At 53.6% G+C, this 18,397-nt stretch carries 18 protein-coding genes; 6 read left to right on the top strand and 12 right to left on the bottom strand.

What is annotated here, in order from left to right; translation table 11 throughout:
• The first annotated feature begins 121 nt into the window (after positions 1–121).
• Complete coding sequence (locus tag KK062_RS27760) at positions 122–1,606, top strand: dihydrolipoyl dehydrogenase family protein (RefSeq protein WP_254087651.1); 1,485 nt, start codon at positions 122–124, stop codon at positions 1,604–1,606.
• An 11-nt stretch (positions 1,607–1,617) separates the two neighbouring features.
• On the opposite strand, the gene hisIE is transcribed toward KK062_RS27760, so the two are convergent.
• From hisIE to hisG, 8 genes are read right to left on the bottom strand one after another with little or no spacing between them, the layout of a single operon-like run.
• Entirely contained in the window at positions 1,618–2,223 is a 606-nt protein-coding gene (gene hisIE, locus KK062_RS27755; RefSeq protein ID WP_254087650.1) for a bifunctional phosphoribosyl-AMP cyclohydrolase/phosphoribosyl-ATP diphosphatase HisIE, read from the bottom strand.
• Between the two features lie 24 nt (positions 2,224–2,247).
• Positions 2,248–3,000, bottom strand: coding sequence for an imidazole glycerol phosphate synthase subunit HisF (gene hisF / locus KK062_RS27750; protein ID WP_254087649.1), 753 nt, complete (start codon positions 2,998–3,000; stop codon positions 2,248–2,250).
• Positions 3,001–3,002: 2 nt separating this feature from the next.
• The gene (gene hisA, locus KK062_RS27745; protein WP_254087648.1) at positions 3,003–3,716 is read right to left on the bottom strand and encodes a 1-(5-phosphoribosyl)-5-[(5-phosphoribosylamino)methylideneamino]imidazole-4-carboxamide isomerase; all 714 of its coding nucleotides are present in this window, start codon (positions 3,714–3,716) and stop codon (positions 3,003–3,005) included.
• 13 nt (positions 3,717–3,729) lie between these two features.
• Positions 3,730–4,317 carry an imidazole glycerol phosphate synthase subunit HisH gene (hisH, locus tag KK062_RS27740; protein WP_254087647.1) on the bottom strand — a complete coding sequence of 196 codons (588 nt, stop codon included), beginning with the start codon at positions 4,315–4,317 and terminating at the stop codon, positions 3,730–3,732.
• 21 nt (positions 4,318–4,338) lie between these two features.
• Positions 4,339–5,454 carry a bifunctional histidinol-phosphatase/imidazoleglycerol-phosphate dehydratase HisB gene (hisB, locus tag KK062_RS27735; protein ID WP_254087646.1) on the bottom strand — a complete coding sequence of 372 codons (1,116 nt, stop codon included), beginning with the start codon at positions 5,452–5,454 and terminating at the stop codon, positions 4,339–4,341.
• Positions 5,451–6,500: a histidinol-phosphate transaminase gene (gene hisC / locus KK062_RS27730; RefSeq protein ID WP_254087645.1), complete on the bottom strand. Its 1,050-nt coding sequence runs from the start codon at positions 6,498–6,500 to the stop codon at positions 5,451–5,453. The genes hisB and hisC overlap by 4 nt, the downstream gene beginning before the upstream one ends.
• Positions 6,501–6,508: 8 nt before the next feature.
• The gene (gene hisD / locus KK062_RS27725) at positions 6,509–7,801 is read right to left on the bottom strand and encodes a histidinol dehydrogenase (RefSeq protein ID WP_254087644.1); all 1,293 of its coding nucleotides are present in this window, start codon (positions 7,799–7,801) and stop codon (positions 6,509–6,511) included.
• Between the two features lie 18 nt (positions 7,802–7,819).
• A complete protein-coding gene (gene hisG, locus KK062_RS27720) occupies positions 7,820–8,680 on the bottom strand; it encodes an ATP phosphoribosyltransferase (RefSeq protein ID WP_254087643.1) in 861 nt (286 codons plus the stop codon).
• Between the two features lie 357 nt (positions 8,681–9,037).
• On the opposite strand from hisG, the gene KK062_RS27715 reads away from it, so the two are divergent.
• Entirely contained in the window at positions 9,038–10,072 is a 1,035-nt protein-coding gene (locus tag KK062_RS27715; protein ID WP_254087642.1) for a tetratricopeptide repeat protein, read from the top strand.
• Entirely contained in the window at positions 10,069–10,707 is a 639-nt protein-coding gene (locus tag KK062_RS27710; protein WP_254087641.1) for an NUDIX hydrolase, read from the top strand. Before KK062_RS27715 ends, KK062_RS27710 begins: the two co-directional genes overlap by 4 nt.
• Before the next feature lie 83 nt (positions 10,708–10,790).
• Here KK062_RS27710 and KK062_RS27705 read toward each other — a convergent pair whose 3' ends face one another.
• From KK062_RS27705 to KK062_RS27690, 4 genes are all read right to left on the bottom strand, one after another.
• Positions 10,791–11,300 (bottom strand): hypothetical protein, encoded by a 510-nt coding sequence (locus KK062_RS27705; RefSeq protein WP_254087640.1) that lies wholly within the window; start codon positions 11,298–11,300, stop codon positions 10,791–10,793.
• A gap of 605 nt (positions 11,301–11,905) precedes the next feature.
• A complete protein-coding gene (locus KK062_RS27700; RefSeq protein ID WP_254087639.1) occupies positions 11,906–12,964 on the bottom strand; it encodes an NAD(P)H-dependent glycerol-3-phosphate dehydrogenase in 1,059 nt (352 codons plus the stop codon).
• Positions 12,942–14,636: a 1-acyl-sn-glycerol-3-phosphate acyltransferase gene (locus KK062_RS27695; protein WP_254087638.1), complete on the bottom strand. Its 1,695-nt coding sequence runs from the start codon at positions 14,634–14,636 to the stop codon at positions 12,942–12,944. The genes KK062_RS27700 and KK062_RS27695 overlap by 23 nt, the downstream gene beginning before the upstream one ends.
• A 59-nt stretch (positions 14,637–14,695) precedes the next feature.
• Entirely contained in the window at positions 14,696–14,938 is a 243-nt protein-coding gene (locus KK062_RS27690; protein WP_254087637.1) for a hypothetical protein, read from the bottom strand.
• A gap of 121 nt (positions 14,939–15,059) precedes the next feature.
• Between KK062_RS27690 and porX the strand changes: the two genes are divergently transcribed.
• Genes porX through KK062_RS27675 form a run of 3 tightly spaced genes read left to right on the top strand, consistent with a single transcriptional unit; the run spans position 15,060 to position 18,269 of the window.
• Positions 15,060–16,616 carry a T9SS response regulator signal transducer PorX gene (porX, locus tag KK062_RS27685; protein WP_254087636.1) on the top strand — a complete coding sequence of 519 codons (1,557 nt, stop codon included), beginning with the start codon at positions 15,060–15,062 and terminating at the stop codon, positions 16,614–16,616.
• Positions 16,616–17,074, top strand: a complete 459-nt coding sequence (gene tsaE / locus KK062_RS27680; RefSeq protein WP_254087635.1) for a tRNA (adenosine(37)-N6)-threonylcarbamoyltransferase complex ATPase subunit type 1 TsaE — start codon at positions 16,616–16,618, stop codon at positions 17,072–17,074. Before porX ends, tsaE begins: the two co-directional genes overlap by 1 nt.
• On the top strand, positions 17,046–18,269 hold the full coding sequence (locus tag KK062_RS27675) for an alanine dehydrogenase (protein WP_254087634.1): 1,224 nt from the start codon (positions 17,046–17,048) through the stop codon (positions 18,267–18,269). Before tsaE ends, KK062_RS27675 begins: the two co-directional genes overlap by 29 nt.
• Positions 18,270–18,397: the final 128 nt, after the last annotated feature.

Raw genomic sequence — 18,397 nt, 5'->3', positions numbered from 1 at the left:
ACAGAAGTGCGCGAGGGGGTTTTCACGGTATTTAAGAAGATTGATTTTTAGGTAAATCCCGTTTTGAACCCACGGGGTAAACCGTATCTTGTGTACAAATCATTGTCTTTTTTGGTTTTTTATGGAAAAATATGACCTGGTTGTTATCGGGGCAGGACCTTCGGGATATGCTGCGGCTATGCGCGCATTGGATTTTAAGAAGAAAGTACTGCTGATCGAGAAAAACAACGTTGGCGGTGCGGGCGTTACCAACGGAGCCCTATCGTCTAAAACCTGGTGGGAGCTTTCCCGCGAAACGGCCTCTTTCCGCAAGAACCTGCGACGGTTTAATCTGGAGGCCCCCAGCATTAACTATAAGGAGATACAAGCCGAGGTCGTGCGCGCCGTGGGTGAGCGTATGGGTATGCTGGAAGAGCACTTACACCTGATACAAGATTCGCACTACGCGGGGCTACTGTCGTTTAAGAAAGGCGTTGCGCGTCTGTTAAGTCAAAACGAGGTGGAGATTAGTCATGCCCTGTTTGGCCGCGAGGTGGTTTGGACAGACAACATCATCCTGGCGACGGGTAGCCGTCCGCGTTACCTGCCCGAATTACCCATCGACGAGAAGTATGTCATGACCAGCGAAGGCGTGGAGACGATGGATGATTTTCCAGAGAGCATGGTGATTGTTGGTGCGGGTGTTATTGGTTGCGAGTATGCTACCATCTTTTCTGGTTTCGGTCAGACCAAAGTACACCTGATCGACAAAGGCGACCGTATCCTGCCGTTTGAAGACGAAGACATCGTGCGCGTGATCGAGCGTAACATGGAAAACAGTGGCGTGTTGATACACCGTAATTCGCGGCTGGTACGCATGGAAGTGAAACACGAACGTGTGGAATACGAGTTGGAATATGACGATGGCAGCAAAGCGGTGTTCAACGTCGCGAAGGCGTTGGTCGCGGTGGGGCGGGTGCCTAACTACGAAGATCTGTGGGACGACAGCGTCAATATCACCATCTCAAAACGCGGCATTGAAGACAACGACACACAAACCAATATTTCCAATATCTATGCCGTGGGCGACATTACCGCCGACATCTCGTTGGTGAACGTGGGCGAGCTGGAAGGACGGTACGCTGTCGAGAAAATCTTTGGCAGTCCTGACCGCAAGCTGTTGTATGAAAACATCAGTACGATCATGTTCCTCAATCCCGAGGTGGCCGGCGTGGGGCTAAACGAAACGCAAGCACGCGAACGTGGTATCGACTACAAAGTAGTGACGCTTGACTATAGCTGTATTCCGCGTGCCATTGCCAAGCGCAATACACAGGGCTTTATCAAGCTGCTGGTAATGAATGACGAGAACATGAAGATCCTCGGCATGAAAGTGATCGGCAATCAGGCCTCCAGCGCTATTCAGGCCGTGGCGTTGCTGATCTCTATGGATAAAGGCATTGAAGAGCTGGCAGAATGTGTACATCCGCACCCGTCCATTACGGAGGGTATACAGGAATGTGTGCGCATGCTGCTGGGCAAGTCGTTGTTCAAACCCGATGCGCTCAAGGGTCGGCTTTCCTGCCGCACGTATTCCGCCGGCGAGTATGCCGACATCCGGTTCTGAGCAGGTAGCATTTACTTTTGATGTCTTTTCTTCAGTATGTCCAATACGTCGTCGAGCGTGTAGCCTTTCGCCGCGAGCAATACCAGGTAATGGTACAGCAGGTCGGAAGCTTCGCCGAGGAATAGGTCTTTGTTATTGTCCTTGGCCTCGATGATCAGCTCGACGGCTTCTTCCCCCACCTTTTGTGCTACTTTGTTAATGCCGAGGTCGAGCAGGCTGTTGGTGTAGGAGCCTTTGCGTGGGTTAGCCTTGCGGTCGAGTATAATGGCTTCGAGCGTGTGCACGTCGAAGGGATGATCGTTGGTCTCCTGAAAGCACGTGTCGGCGCCCGTATGACAGGCAGGACCCTTCGGTGAAGCTTTGATCAATACCGTATCCTGATCGCAGTCGAGGAGGATTTCATCAAGCTCCAGGAAGTTGCCCGATGTTTCGCCTTTGGTCCAGAGCCGTTGCTTGCTGCGGCTGAAGAAGGTTACGCGTTTGTCGCGGATAGTTTTGTCGTAGGCCTCCTGGTTCATGAAGCCCAGCATGAGCACGCGCCGGGTGCGGGTATCCTGTACGATGCACGGCACGAGGCCGTCGAGCTTGGTGAAATTTATAGTAGGTAGTGTTGTCATGGTGTTGTAACGATCGTGATGGGATTACCGGATGCTGATGCCGCGTTGGCGCAGATACCCTTTGAGGTCGGGAAGTTTTACTTCGCCGAAGTGAAAGATACTGGCGGCAAGAGCAGCATCGGCCTGCCCGAGTATAAAGGTATCCATAAAATGTTCTGCTGCACCGGCGCCACCCGAAGCAATGACCGGTATTTGCAGAAGCGTATGCAGTTTACTTAGTGCGTCGTTGGCAAAGCCGGTCTTTGTGCCATCGTGGTCCATGCTGGTGAAGAGGATCTCGCCGGCACCGCGCTCCTGGCCCTCTTTGGCCCAGGTAAAGAGCTTTTTGTCGGTAGCATTCTTGCCGCCATGTGTATGCACCACCCAGGCGTTGTCAATTTTGCGGGCATCGATGGCCAGTACAATGCACTGGGCGCCGAAGGCACGCGACAGCTCGTCGATCAGCCCGGGGTTGCGCACCGCGGCCGAGTTGATACTTACTTTGTCGGCACCGGCTTCGAGCAGGGGCGCCACGTCGGCCACGCTGCTGATGCCACCGCCGACCGTAAACGGAATGTTGATGTGCCGGGCGATGTCGCGCACCAGCGAAGCAAACGTCTTGCGTTGCTCGTCGGTGGCAGAGATGTCGAGAAACACCAGCTCGTCGGCGCCCTCCTGGGCATACCGCGCGCCGAGCTCTACCGGGTCGCCCGCATCGCGGATGTTAACGAAGTTGACGCCTTTTACAGTGCGGCCGTCTTTGATGTCGAGACAGGGTATGATACGTTTTGTAAGCACGGTCAGAGCGTGGTTAATTCTTGTAAGGTAATTCTTCCTTCGTAAATGGCTTTGCCGACGATGACGCCGTCGACACCAATTTGCTTAAGCTGTCGCAGGTCTTCCAAACAGCTCACACCGCCACTCGCAATCAAGGCCAGCTGTGGAAAGTTGAGGAGCAGTCTTTTGTAAAGCTCCAGGTTGGGGCCGCTCAGCATGCCGTCCGTACGGATGTCGGTGCACGTTACATATTCAATACCAAACTGCACATAGTTGCGCAAGAACTGGGTGATGTTGATGGGCGCATTTTCCTGCCAGCCCGCAATGGCGATGCGTTCGTCTTTTACATCGGCGCTCAGGATAATGCGTTCTGCACCGAAGGTCTCAATCCAGGCAGCGACTTTCTCGGGTTCTTTTACCGCGATACTGCCCAGGTTTACCTGGCGTATGCCCAGGGCAAAGAGGTCGTTTACTTCGCGGTCGGTTTTGATGCCGCCGCCGAAGTCGATTTGCAACGACGTCTTGCTCGTAAGCATTTCGGCTACTTCCCAGTTGATGACCTTGCCGGCCTTGGCGCCGTCGAGGTCCACCAGGTGTAGGTATTGCAGCCCCGCATCTTCAAAGGCGCGTGCGGCGTCGAGCGGATTTTCGTGGTATATCTTTTTTTGCGCATAGTCGCCCTGTGTCAGGCGTACGCACTTTCCGTCTATGATATCGATGGCGGGTATAATTCTCACGGAGCAGGAGGGGTTAGACGTTCAAAAAGCTTTGGAGTACGAGTACGCCGGCTTCGGCCGATTTCTCGGGGTGGAACTGTACCGCATAGAAGTTGTCACGGTGCATGGCCGCGCTGAACGGTACAGTATATTCTGTCAACGCGCTGGTGTGCGCAGTGACCGGAACATAGTAACTATGCACGAAGTAAGCGAACTTGTTTTCGATCGCAGGGTCCAGCCAGCTGTTGGCAGTCAGGGTCAGGTTGTTCCAGCCCATGTGGGGCACCTTCTTGTCGGGCTGCGGCTCGAAGCGCTTCACGGTCTCGTCGAAGATGCCCAGGCAGGGCGTGTCGTTCTCTTCGGAGTGTTTGCACAAGAGCTGCATGCCCAGGCAAATGCCGAGCACGGGTTGGCGCAGGCCGCGAATGACCGCGTCGAGCTTTTTGTCGTGCAGGTAACGCATAGTGGTGCTGGCTTCGCCTACGCCCGGAAAGATTACCTTGTCGGCCTGCTGTATGGCCTCGGCCTGGTCGGTGATGGTAAAGTCTACACCGAGTCGCTCGAGAGCAAAGGACACGGACTGAATGTTGCCGGCGTTGTATTTAATGATGACAAGCTTCATGATTCGGGGCCCGCGTGTTTATTACAGTGTTCCTTTTGTAGAGGGCAGTTGGTCGCCTTCTTTTTTAATCGCCATGCGAATGGCTTTTGCAAAAGCCTTAAAGATGGCTTCGATCTTATGGTGCTCATTGGTGCCTTCCACACGGACGTTCAGGTTGCTTTTCGAGGTATCGGAAAACGACTTGAAGAAGTGGTAGAACATTTCTGTAGGCATCTCGCCGATCTTCTCCCGCTTGAACTCGGCATCCCACACGATCCAGGGGCGGCCGCCGAAGTCGATGGCCACTTGCGCCAGGCAGTCATCCATGGGCAGGCAGAAGCCATAGCGGCCAATGCCACGTTTGTCGCCGAGGGCTTGCAGGAACGCTTCGCCCAGGGCGAGGGCAGTATCTTCAATGGTGTGATGCTCGTCGATGTGCAGGTCGCCCTTCACGCGGATCTCCAGGTCGATGTTTCCGTGGCGGGCGAGCTGGTCGAGCATGTGGTCGAAGAAGCCGAGGCCGGTATGAATGGACGACTTGCCGCTGCCGTCGAGGTTGATGACAATGTCGATGTCGGTTTCCTTTGTCGTACGCTTTACGGTAGCCTTACGGGGTGGTGCCGCCAGGAGTGTATAGATGTCTTTCCACTGCGTGGTGACAAGCGCGCAGTAGGGCGTAAGGCCCTGGCTGTCGAGCTTCTCTTGCAGGCTGCCGTTGTTTAACAGGATGCCCTTTGCCCCCAGGTTGCGTGCGAGCTCGACGTCGGTGGCGCGGTCGCCGATGACGTAGGAGTTGGCCAGGTCATATTCACCCGTCAGGAACTCCGTGAGCAGGCCTGTACCGGGCTTGCGTGTGGGTTTGTTCTCCCGCGCAAAGCTGCGGTCGATAAAGATCTTGGGGAAGACGATCTGCTCGTTGGTGAACGTCTGCAGCATGCGGTTGTGCGCCGGCCAGAAGGTGTCTTCCGGAAAGCTGCTGGTGCCGAGGCCGTCCTGGTTGGTGACCATCACCAGCTCGTAGTGGCCTTCGGCGGCAATTTTACCGAGCCAGGTAAATACACCGGGGTAATATTCCAGCTTTTCCAGCGAGTCGATTTGCTCGTCGGGTGGTTCGAGTATCAGCGTGCCGTCGCGGTCTATAAACAATACTTTTTTCATAATTCTTCCAGGGCGTTGAGGAGGCGTTCGTTTTCTTCGGGAGTACCGATGGTTATGCGCAGGCAGTTATAGCACAGCACGACGCGTGAGCGGTCGCGGACGATGATCTTCTGATCCAACAGGTATTTATAGGTTGCGGGAGCATCCTGTACGCGCACCAGCGCAAAGTTGCTGTCGGTCGGGAATACCTTTTTGGTAATGGGCAGCTTCTCCAGGGCTTTGATCACTTTCGCGCGCTGTTGCACGATCTGCTTCACCCAGTCTTCCATCACATGCCGGTTCTCGAGTGCATCGAGCGCAAGCTCTTGCGTACGGATGTTTACGTTGTAGGGGTACTTGATCTTGTTGAGGACGTTGATGATAGCTTCCGAAGCGAAGGCCATACCGAGGCGCAGACCGGCCAGGCCCCAGGCCTTGGAGAATGTTTGCAGCACGACCAGGTTGGGATATTTGTCCAGCTCTTGCAGAAAGCTTTTGCCTTTGGCAAAGTCGATGTACGCTTCGTCAATCACGACCAATCCATAAAACCGCTTTAATACTTCGAGGATCTTGTCGCGGCTCAGGAGGTTCCCCGTGGGGTTGTTCGGGCTGCAGAGGAAGATCACCTTGGTGGTGGCGTCGAATGTTTTGGGAAAGGCTTCCAGGTCGAGGTCGAAGTCCGGGGTGAGCAGTACCTGCTGTACGTTTACGGCGTTTACTTCGGCGCACACCGAGTACATGCCGTAGGTGGGCTCTGTAATAAGTATCGAATCCTGGTTGGGCTCGCAGAAGGCACGAATGATGAGGTCGATGGCTTCGTCGCTGCCGTTGCCCAGGAAGATTTGCTCGGGGCGTACTTCTTTGACGGTGGCCAGCTCTTCCTTTACGCGTCGTTGCAACGGGTCGGGGTACCGGTTGTATGGCGACTGGTAGGGGTTTTCGTTGGCATCCAGGTATATATCGGCCTCGCCTTTAAACTCGTCGCGGGCCGATGAATAGGGCTTCATGGTGAGAATGTTCTTCCGCACCAGGGTATTGATATCAGGAAATGTTTTTTTCTTACTCATACGGTAGGTCAGGGGTTGGTGGCCAGCTTGTCAAGGCGTACGCGAATGGCCATTTTGTGTGCTTCCAGCTGCTCGGCTTCGGCCATGAGCTCCACCACCGGGCCGAGCGCACGGATGCCGGCAGGGCTTACTTCCTGGAAGGTGATATACTTCATAAAGCTTTCCAGCGACACGCCGGCAAAGGCGCGTGCAAAGCCGTTGGTCGGCAGCGTGTGGTTGGTGCCCGAAGCATAGTCGCCCATGGCCTCCGGGGTATAATTGCCGATGAACACCGAGCCTGCATTGATCACGTCGCCGGCGACTGCGTCGGCCTGTGCGATGTTGAGAATGAGGTGTTCGGGCGCATAGGTGTTGACGAAGTCCAGGGCCTTTTGGCGATCGGACAATATCACGACGCGGCTGTTGGCAAGCGCCTTGCGGGCGATGTCGCGGCGCGGCAGTTGTTCCAATTGGTTGGCAATCTCGGTTTCGATCGGGGCGAGCAAGCGTGCGTCGTTCAGTATGAGCATTACCTGGCTGTCTTCGCCGTGCTCGGCTTGTGAAAGCAGGTCGGCGGCAACAAATGCCGGCTCGGCTGTTTCGTCTGCCAGGACCAATACTTCGGAAGGGCCCGCGGGCATGTCGATGGCCAGGCCTTCTTCTTGCACCAGCTGCTTGGCCTTCGTAACGTACTGGTTACCGGGGCCGAAGATCTTATATACTTTGGGTACACTGGCGGTGCCGTAGGCCATGGCGGCGATCGCTTGTGCGCCACCCACTTTGCAGATGCGGGTAATGCCGACGTGCGCGGCGGCAAAGAGTATGGCGGGATTGATGGCGCCGGTCTTGTCGGGCGGCGAGCAAAGTACTACTTCGCGGCAGCCTGCCAGGCGCGCGGGGATACCGAGCATCAGCACGGTCGAGAAGAGTGGCGCCGAGCCTCCCGGGATATAGATGCCTACCTTGTCGATGGCGACGCCTTTGCGCCAGCAGCGTACACCGGGTGTGGTCTCTACTTTCAGTACGTCGCGCCGTTGGGCGGCATGGAACTTTTCAATGTTTGCGGCCGCGGTGCGGATGGCCTCTTTTAATGCTTCGGGCAGCGTGCGGCCGGCGGCCTCTATTTCGGCGGCGCTGACGTTGAGGGTCTGCAGCTGCACCTTGTCGTACTGTGCGGTGAGCTCAAGCAATGCTTCGTCGCCGGATTTCCGGACACGGTTCAAGACATTGCGCACAGAGCTTTCCAGGAACTCGAGCTCGAGCTGTGGACGCTGACAGAGGTCGGCCCAGGTGTCGGGTGTCGGGTTGGTATAGGTCTTCATGGTGTGTTGTGTGACGGGTTATACAATCATCTTTTCGATCGGCACAACCAGGATGCCTTCGGCACCAAGCTCGCGCAGTTGGTCGATCCGTTCCCAGAAATCATTTTCGTCTACCACGGAATGCAAGGAGCTCCAGCCCGCGCGTGTCAGCGGAATAATGGTGGGGCTCTTCATGCCGGGTATGACGTTGGTGATCTTTTCGATCGACTCGTTGGGGCAATTCAACAGTATATACTTACTGTTCTTGGCTTTTTTTACCGCCTCTATGCGGAACAGCAGTTTGTCGAGGATCTTTTGTTTTTCGGGCGACAGCGTGGGGCTGGCAATGATGACGGCTTCCGACTGCATCACGATCTCCACCTCTTGCAGGCCGTTGCTGAGCAGTGTACTGCCGGTGCTGACGATGTCGCAGATGGCGTCGGCGAGTCCGATGCCCGGTGCAATTTCCACCGAGCCGCTGATCTCATGAATGCCGGCCTGGACATTGTGTTTGGCCAGGAAATCTTTGACGATGTTCGGGTAGGAGGTGGCGATGTTTTTTCCTTGCAGCCACTGCACACCGGTATAATTTTCGCCGCGGGGAACGGCCATGGACAAACGGCATTTAGAGAAGTCCAGGCGTTTGATCAGTTGATTGTCTTTTTTCTTCTCGGCAAACACATTCTCGCCCACAATGCCGACATCGGCTACCTGGTCTTCGACGTATTGCGGGATGTCGTCGTCGCGGAGAAAGAGTACCTCTACCGGGAAATTACGGGCCTGCGTTTTCAGCTGGTCTTTACCGTTGCTGATGGAGAGGCCGCTCTCTTTGAGCAGCTCCAATGAGCCTTCTTGCAGGCGTCCGGATTTTTGAATGGCGATTCGAAGTAGCGTAGTCATACGTGTTGGTAAATAAAAAAGGCTTGTCACATCGTGACAAGCCTTGTACATTTTGTATTCTTAGAGAATCATCAATAGGCTATGCCACGCACCGTGTAGAGTACATGATGGTGGTGGTGAAAGCCGATGGTGATTTTGTTAATCATAGTTATTGTCCTGCGAATAACAAGAATAGAGTTGATAAGTCAAAGCCGCCGCGTAAATTTTTTGACCCTTACAAGTGTTGTTTGCGTATACGGCGTTGTATAAGGGGTTTCCTACTGCTTGTTAGTGCGGCCCCGGTGACGTTTGTAGTCTGAAGTTTACGGATTTTGATGTAACATTGGCGGCTGCTACAAAGGCAGTCTATAAGTAGAGATGATGAGACAGTTTGTTTGGTGTGTTTGGGGAGTCTGGCTGCTGGCCGCCTGTAGCGACAGCCGCGAGACGCGTATGCAGCGGCATTTGATTCAAGGAAACGAGATGGTGAAGCTGCAAAACTTGGACGTGGCCGAGCGCTATTTTCGCGAAGCCATTAAACTGGACTCGTGTTACGCCGATGCCTGGAACAATCTGGGCAGCCTGTATTACCAACAACGAAAATTTACGGAAGCGCTCGATAGTTATGACGAAGCGCTGCGTTGTCGCCCAGGATACTGGGAAGCCTACCTGAACCGTGCCAATGCGGCATATGAGGTACACGAATATTACCGGGCGTTAGACGATTTGTCGCATGTCGAGAAGATGAAACCGGACACCGTCGCGTTGCACATTGCGAAGGGGTTGACATATACCAAGCTTCGGAAGTTTGACGACGCGATGAAGTCGTTCAGACGTGCGCGTGAATTGGATCCGCGAAATACAGAGATCCAGGTAAATATCGGCACGTTATATTATTATAAGAAACAATACGACAGCGCAAACCAGATTTTTGACGCAGTGCTGGATGTCGACCAGGAAGGAACCGACGCCAATGTTTTTAATGCAAAAGCCATGGTCGCGGCGGACCAGGGTCGATACGACGAGGCAAAAAAATTGCTTGAGCACGCGGTGGGCGATAAGGCTGATGACGCCTACTTCATCAACAACTACGGCTATGTATTGTTAATGAAGGGTGACCTCGAAACGGGTCGCGCCTATATCGACGCCAGCATCATAATAGACCCCTACAACGGGTGGGCTTATCGTAACAAAGGCATCTATTACCTGCTGAGCGGAAAGCCAGAGGAAGCGTTGCGGCTTTTTCAGCGCGCGGAGAAGGCCGATCCTTTTGTTGAAAAGATTCATTACTACCTGGGCGAAGCCCATTGGCTCATGGGCGACCGGGACGCTGCGTGTAAGCAATTTCAGTTGGCTGCCGTCCAGGGAGAGCTACCGGATCAGAGCGTACGCAATTACTGTAAAATGCCATGAACTTCGCGTCCTTCATCAACGACTTGCGTGAACACCTGCGGCAGCCTTTGCCCGGGCATAGCGCCCACGACCTGATGCGGGCAGAACCCATCGGCCGCTGGCGCCCCAAGCTGGACCATAAAACGCCACCACGGCCGGGTGCCGTGTTGATCTTGCTCTATCCGGAGGATGGCATCGTGAAGTTTCCGCTGATCAGGCGAGCGACCTATGCGGGTGCCCACAGCGGGCAGATCAGTTTGCCCGGTGGCAAGGCAGAGGCGGGCGAGACCGTTGTGGAGACGGCGCTACGCGAAGCAGAGGAGGAGATCGGGCTGGACCGCAGCCAGGCTGAGGTGCTGGGCGCACTGACGGAGTTCTTTGTCATCGCCAGCAACTTTACCGTGACGCCCATTGTCGCTGCCATGCACGGACCGATTGTGTTCAAGCCCGATCCATATGAGACGGCGGGGATAATCTATGGCGACTTGTTTGATTTGCTGAGGGAGGAAGCTGTGTTGAAAAAAGAGATCTTAGCGGCCGGGCAGTATCGCATGATGGCGCCGCATTTTGAGATCGAAGGGGAGGTTGTCTGGGGCGCGACGGCGATGATGTTGAATGAGCTGCGGGTGATCCTAAAAGACGTCAGCACGGACTAAAACAAGAATATGCAGACGGTGACGCCTTTGCGGCACACCATCTGCATATAATCATTAACCTATTCCTAATCCTAATATCTAAGTTACCGGGCGTTTGCCGGCATAGTAGTCTTAAAGGTAATCTTGCGGGTTTCCTCGGCCAAGAGATCTTTCAGGTTGTCCTCCTCGTCAGAAGTCTTGGCCTTCATTCGTGGGGCGTCAACTTTCTCGGCAAACAGGTCAGAGAAGAACCAGATGGAACCGGCCAGCATGGAGCTGATCAGTACGCTGGCAGCCATGCCTGAGAGCGGCAGTTGCCAGGCTTTATAATACAACAGGTTGGTTAACAACGATCCGATTGCATAAATCTTCGACGGAAGACGTTTTCCGTTCAGGATAAACATCAGGATCGCCGACTCGATGGCAATCGCGAAAACGAAAGCGTGCGCCCAGTTGGGGGCCGTAATTCTTTCGCCATTCACTTCGAAGCTCAGATCAAACACTCTCACAGTTTCAAAGAGGTGCATCGTGTGCACTACCTGCGATGTAATGACCGCCAACAGGGTCAAAAACACGAAGGCCTCGGATCGTAAAAACTCAACCGTTTTTTTCATGGTAGTAGTTAGATAAAGTATAGGTTTTGGGGTTCACTCACTTCTTCATACAAGATTAACAGCATTTCTTCGGGTGGTATAACAACTCTACAAAGGCAACATGCAGATGTAAGTTTAGTCGCCGAAAATGAAGGATTTGGTGAGTAGGAAAGTCGCACTTCTGCCTGTGTCGTCGCCTAACACGTTCGTTTTGCCGGCGAATGACAGTAAGGGTGTCGTAATGACGTTTAACGGGGGGAGATGCGGTGCTAAAGATCTGAAATGTTCATCGGGTTATTGACGAATATCGCGCTAAAAAGCGTGATTGTTTCTTCTGGTATTACACAAACCCGGATAAATGATCCGCGTTTCCGACCCGGTGGTTTGCCCGCGGACCGGAAAAGTAAGGTGTAAGAAAGTCTCCGATTTAGCGACACATTTTGGGCGCCACCGTGCCCAAAATCCCACAGCGACGGGTGGGATACTTCGGATATATAATAGTATCGACATAGTATTGATATAGCATTGAAATAGAATTGTAATAGCTCTATAAGGGCTATTATAATTCTACTTCAAAATATCCTCATATCAATGCCAAACGGGCCTTATTTGCGCAAATCCCCCAATCAGATGAAGTCGATGTCGACGTTCAGCGGGTAGCGCATGAGATAACGCAGGGCCTGGTGTACGGTCAGGTCTTCAAACAGCACCTGGTACAGTGTGTTGGTGATGGGGGCCCGTACTTTGTAGTAGTCGGCGCATTTCTTCACGATGCGGATGGTATTGATACCCTCGGCCACTTCGTCGGTCGTGGCCAGGATCTCTTGCAACGTTTCCCCCTTGGCCAGGCGCGACCCGATGGTAAAGTTACGGCTCAGGGAGCTGTTGCAGGTGGTGACCAGGTCGCCTACGCCGGCTACGCCCAGGAAGGCCTTGGTGTTGCCGCCCAGGGCACGGCCCAGGTAGATCATCTCGACCATACCGCGGCTGATGAGCAAACCCTTGGCATTCTCGCCATAGCCCAGGCCACTGAGGGCACCGGCGGCAATGGCGATAATATTTTTTAATACGCCGGCGAGCTCTACACCCACCGTGTCGTTGTTGCCATATACCTGGAACTGCTCGTTGCGCAGCATACGCTTGCCCAGTGAGATCACCTCGTTAAAGTGGCTGGCAATAACCGTTGCCGCCGGATGGCCCGCCGCCAATTCTTTTGAGAGATTGGGCCCCGCCAGGCAGCCGACCCGCACGGCTACGCTTTCTTCCATGATCACTTCGCTCATAGTCTTCACGTGGCTGCGGTTGAGCTTGGTGGTATTCTCAATGGTCTGGCCTTCGGGCAGCGTCAGGTCGAAGCCTTTGGTGCCGTGGATCAGGATGTGGTACGGGTGCAGGTGCGGCGACAGCTGGCGTATAACCGAGCGGAAGTGCTGCGACGGTACGATGGGGAAGATCACATCGCACATGTTGGCAATTTCCGTCAGGTCGCTGGTAGCACGCACGTTGGCGAGCATGGTGTGCCCGCGGTTTTCGCGATAGGTGTTGATGTGCTCCACAGCCTTTGGGTCGCGGGCATAGAGCAGCACCTGGCGGTGTTGTGCCAACAGGTTGGCGACCACACTACCAAAGTTGCCGGCGCCAATAACGCCCACCGGTTTATCGTCAGATAAACTTTTCGAGGTCATAGCCAACAAGCCGGTTGTGATAATAATAAAGTGTGTTAAAGTCTTTGGTAATGACGTTGCCTTCTTTGTTAAGCAATAGCGGCCGCTTCAAATGGAAGATGCCGACATTATCGAGGCCGTGACGAATTACCAGGTCGATGTTGCCTTTCAGGTGCGTGGCATGGTATACTTTGCCTTCCGCCTTCAGGACATAAATCTGTTTGCGCACGCGCTTACACGCCTCGCGGAATTCTTCGTACGATATAACCTGGTCTTCTTCCGGCAAACGCAGCAAGCCGAACAAGTCAAGCTTGGCATGCATCTTCTGCCACATCTCAAAGGCTACGAACGCCACCAGGTGGCTGGCAAACACGCGGTTGATGCGATGATACTCCGACACGATCTTTTGACTGAGCATGCGGGTATATTCGTCTTCGCGTTGTTTGTCGATCGTGATCCGGTTGTCGCTGACAAAGTAGTCGCGCGTGTCGATCACGCGGCCCTGCGCGTCGAGACTGTTGCCGTTGTCATCCACGTAGTTGCCAATGATGTCGACGCCGCGGCCAATGGAAACGGAAATGTTAGAGCCTTTGGTGAAGAACTTGAAGAGGAACTGCAGCAGTTGCCAGCTGCCATACTTGTCTTGCTCGGGCAGATACCGCTCCTGGCCTTTTACCGACAGGTAATCGTCCACCAGGTCTGGCGCTTCGAGTACGAAGTGGTAGTTCAGCGTGACGGGTACGATAAAGATCTTGCGAACTTCTTCGCCCGGAGGCGTATCCATGTATAGCATGCGTTGCGCCTCGATGGTAGAGCTTAGCAAACCCAGCTTGAGCTGTTTTTCAAGCATGCCTGACCGCGAGCGTGTGCCGCCCGGGAAGAAGATGCTGTGCGCGCCTTTCTGGATGGCGAGCGTGGAGTATAGCTTGAGCGTTTCCAGGTAGGGCAGGTTCTTTTTCCGCCGGTCTACCTTGTATGCCCCCAGGCTGTTCATGAAGTATGCAAAGATCTTGATGTTAAACAGGTTCAGTCCGGCGCCATAGATGAAGGCGGGCAGACCGAGCGAGTGGATCACCCAGCCGATAAGGATAGAGTCCAGGTTGCTGAAGTGCGTGGGCACCATAATGACCGTGCCTTTGGAGGCCAGGTTGCGCAGGTGTTTGGCTTTGCCGACAATGTGGATCTTGTCGCGCAGCGTGTAGCGGTTGCGGAAGAAGGCGCCGAATTTTTTGACACGGGCGCCGTTCAACAGGCGTGCGAACCAGAACTTGACGATCTCGCGGGTGACTTTATACGAGCTGGCTTTGAAGTTGCCGGCAATTTCGTTGGCATAGCGCATCACAATGCGGCGCATCAGCTCTTCCGCCTTGGGTTGCGCTTCTTCGGACGGTTTGACGTCGAGGCCCACGAGCTCGTCTTTAATAGCTGCCCAGAAGGCGGGCTCATCTACGGGGTCTACGCGCCAGCGGTTGCGCTTCATGCGCTGCTGCTCACGGTATACGGTAGTCTGGAGCTCGTCGAGCAGCTGTTTGGTAGTAGGACGCAATTCCTTGATCTGGGCGAGCGACTTTTGGGCTACGCTTTCGATAAATTCCTTGCGGTTCTTGCTCAGCTGGTACACCGGCCAATCGGGTATATCCTCCAGGATGGGCTTGTATTTCTTATTCTTATTTTTCTTTTCTACGACTTCCATCGGGGGTGCAAAATAAGTGAAAAGTTCGAGTTGTAGGTACCCGGGGGGAGGGGATGGTTTTAGCTGATAACCTGCAGCCGCGTGCGGAAACTCGTATTCATGGCGTCAAAGCGGGCCAATGTTTCTTGTATAAAGGACTCATCCACCAGGGTATACAGGTCTGACTCTTGTAAGACGTCATATTCGGCCACCTTGAACGTTTGCTCCAAAAGGCCGCATTCAAACTTGATCAGATACCGGTTATTCCAGGAAAAGAGGGTGATTTTGCAATCAGGGTGTGGAATTTCGCCTACTACACGCATGGGGTATTGCTGATGTTTACAGTATAAGGGTTCCAGGCCCGATTGTTTCCGTTTTAACGATAAACCTAGAACTTTGAAACCCGAACTTCAAAGTAAATGTTAAATTGAAAAAAAATATGCCATGCAAAGATACAGCATTTTGTGGGCGGACGATGAGATAGACTTGTTGAAACCGCATATCCTTTTTTTAGAACAGCGTGGCTACGACATAACCCCGGTCAACAACGCTACCGACGCCGTAGAGAAGTGTGATGAGAAGCATTTTGACGTGGTGTTCCTGGACGAACACATGCCCGGCATGTCGGGCCTGGAAGCCCTTGCCCAGATAAAAACCAATAAGCCCAACCTGCCTGTGGTGATGATCACCAAGAACGAGGAGGAGCATATCATGGAAGAAGCGATCGGCTCCAAGATTGCCGATTATCTGATAAAACCCCTGAATCCCAGCCAGATACTGCTGTCGGTGAAGAAAATTCTGGACAACAAGCGCCTGGTGATCGAGAAGACCAACCTGAACTATCAGCAGGAATTCCGCAAGATCAGCATGGCCTTTATGGATGACATGAACCACGAGCAGTGGGCAGACATCTATAAAAAGCTGGTGCACTGGGAGCTGCAGATGGACCAGCCCGACAACCAGGAAATGGGTGACGTGCTGGACATGCAGAAGACCGAGGCCAACGCCAATTTTGCCCGGTTTATCATCCGCAATTATGAATCGTGGCTGAACGACACGAAAGCGGACAAGCCGGTGATGTCGCACCAGCTTATGAAGCGCAAGGTATTCCCCGAATTGGGCAGCAAGCCCGTGTTTATGGTGTTGATCGACAACTTGCGCATAGACCAATGGAAAGTGATCGAGCCGGTCATTGCCGAGTACTTTAATATCGAAAAGGAAGAAAATTATTATTCGATCCTGCCTACGACTACCGGGTATGCGCGAAATGCCATCTTTTCAGGCCAGATGCCGTCGGAGATGGCCAAGACCAATCCGGACCTGTGGGTAGGCGACGACGAAGAGGAGGGTAAGAATAATTTCGAGCAGGAGTTCCTGATCAAGCAATTGCGCCGGAACAACCTGAATATCAAGACGTCTTACCACAAGATCAAAAACATGGAGGAGGGCCGCAGCCTGGCCGATACCGTAAACAATCTCTTCCAGAACGATCTGAACGTGATTGTGTACAACTTTGTGGATATGCTTTCGCACGCACGCACGGACATGGCCATGATCCGCGAGCTGGCGCCCGACGAGTCGGCGTACCGTTCTATCACCAAGTCGTGGTTGTTACATTCGCCGCTGCTCGACATTCTCAAGAAGATCTCCGAGCGCGATGTGAAGGTGGTCATTACGACCGACCACGGCACGATCCGCGTGAAGCGGCCGTTTAAGATCATTGGCGACCGCACGGTGAACACGAATTTGCGCTATAAGCAAGGTAAAAACCTGGGTTTTGACGGCGACAAGGTGATGCACGTCACCAAGCCGGACAAGCTGTTCCTCCCGAAATTGAATGTTTCTACATCGTATGTCTTTGCTACGGAGGACCAGTTCTTTGCATACCCCAACAACTATAATTATTACGTTAATTTCTATAAAGACACCTTCCAGCACGGGGGGATAAGCCTGGAAGAGATGATCATTCCTGTAATTTTCTTAACTTCGAAGAATGTGTGATGACCGGAGGGGGTAAGGTTTACCGCCAGGTAGACCGGGAAGCATTAAAAGACGTGGGAGCAGAGATCGCCCGACATATGGAGCAGGTACCGGTTTGGCTGTTTTATGGCGAAATGGGGGCTGGTAAGACAACCCTTATTAAAGAGGTATGCCGGGCGTTGGGAGTAGCGGATGCGATGAGCAGTCCGAGCTTTTCGATCGTCAACGAATATGCCGCGGTGGGAGTGGAGAAGGTCTTTCATTTTGATTTTTACAGAATTCGAAGTGAAGCAGAAGCTTTTGATATTGGCGCGGAAGAATACTTTTACTCGGGCTATCCCTGTTTGGTGGAGTGGCCCGAGAAGATTCCCGGCCTGATACCCGTAAAGGTTGCCTCCGTAACCCTCTCTATCGATAACGAAACACAACGTACTATAGCGATTTCTATACATGACCGAGAAGAAAAAAACGGGCTTTGAGGCGCTTGCCAAGAGTAGCCTGGTTCCGCAGGAGCAGACGCTGGAAGTTCGGAAGCGCAGACACGCTTTTTTTATTGGCCTGCCCAAAGAGATATCCTTACAAGAGAACCGCATTAGCCTAACCCCCGATGCCGTGGCATTGTTGGTCAACAACGGGCACGATGTATGGGTAGAGACCAAGGCCGGTCTCGGCTCGAAGTTTACCGACAAACAGTATAGTGACGCCGGGGCGAAGATCGTCTACTCGCCGCAGGAAGTATACCAGGCCGACGTCATTCTCAAGATCGAGCCGCCCACACAGGAAGAGATCGAGCTGATGCACGCGGGCCAGACCCTGATCTCGGCCTTGCAGCTCGGACACCTGCGGGCGGAAAGCCTGCAAGGTCTGCTGAAAAAGAAAGTAACGGCGCTGGCGTACGAATTCATTGAAGACAAAGTAGGAGGCATGCCCATCATTCGCGCGATGAGCGAGATTGCGGGGAGCACCGTGCTGTTGATTGCCTCCGAATACCTCAGTACCAATAACAACGGTAAAGGCATTATCCTCGGGGGCATTACCGGCGTGCCGCCGACAAAGGTAGTGATCATCGGTGCGGGCACGGTGGCCGAGTATGCCGCACGGGCGGCCCTGGGACTCGGCGCGGAAGTACAGATCTACGACAACCATCTCTACAAGCTGCGGCGCATCAAGCACCTGTTGGGCCAGCAAGTATATACTTCTACCATTGATACGTATACGTTAGGCGATGCCCTGAAGACAGCCGACGTAGTGATTGGCGCGCTGCGGGCTGAGAAAGGTCGTGCGCGTCAGGTCATAACGGAAGAGATGGTAAGCCGCATGAAACCCGATTCGCTTATTATCGATCTGAGTATCGATCAGGGCGGTTGCATAGAGACGTCCGAGATCACCACGCTGAGCAAGCCGGTATTCCGCAAGCACGACGTCATCCACTACTGCGTTCCAAACGTGGCCTCGCGGGTAGCCCACACGGCGACCAACGCGCTGAGCAATATCTTTACGCCAACCATTTTGCGGGCGGCGGAAGAGGGCGGTGTAGAAGCCATGATCTTTTCGCATAAATGGTTTATGAAAGGCGTATACACCTATAAAGGTGGCTTGACCAATGAAAACGTAGCGCGTAAGTTCGGGTTGAAGTATAAGAACATCGAGCTGCTGATGGCAGCGAGGTTTTAAGTCACCGCACGTCTATAAAACAAGAAGGGTGCCTCACAAGAGGCACCCTTCTTTGTGTGCGCCCGGCATGGGCGCGAACTCTAGGGTGTAAGTCCCGAACGCACCTTGATAGTGGGAAGCGTTAACCT

It is taken from the genome of Dawidia cretensis (assembly GCF_018598175.1).
GTDB classification, from domain to species: Bacteria; Bacteroidota; Bacteroidia; order Cytophagales; family Cyclobacteriaceae; genus Ohtaekwangia; species Ohtaekwangia cretensis.
Note: the sequence above shows the minus strand (reverse complement) of the source record. Positions and strands in the feature narration are given on the sequence as shown.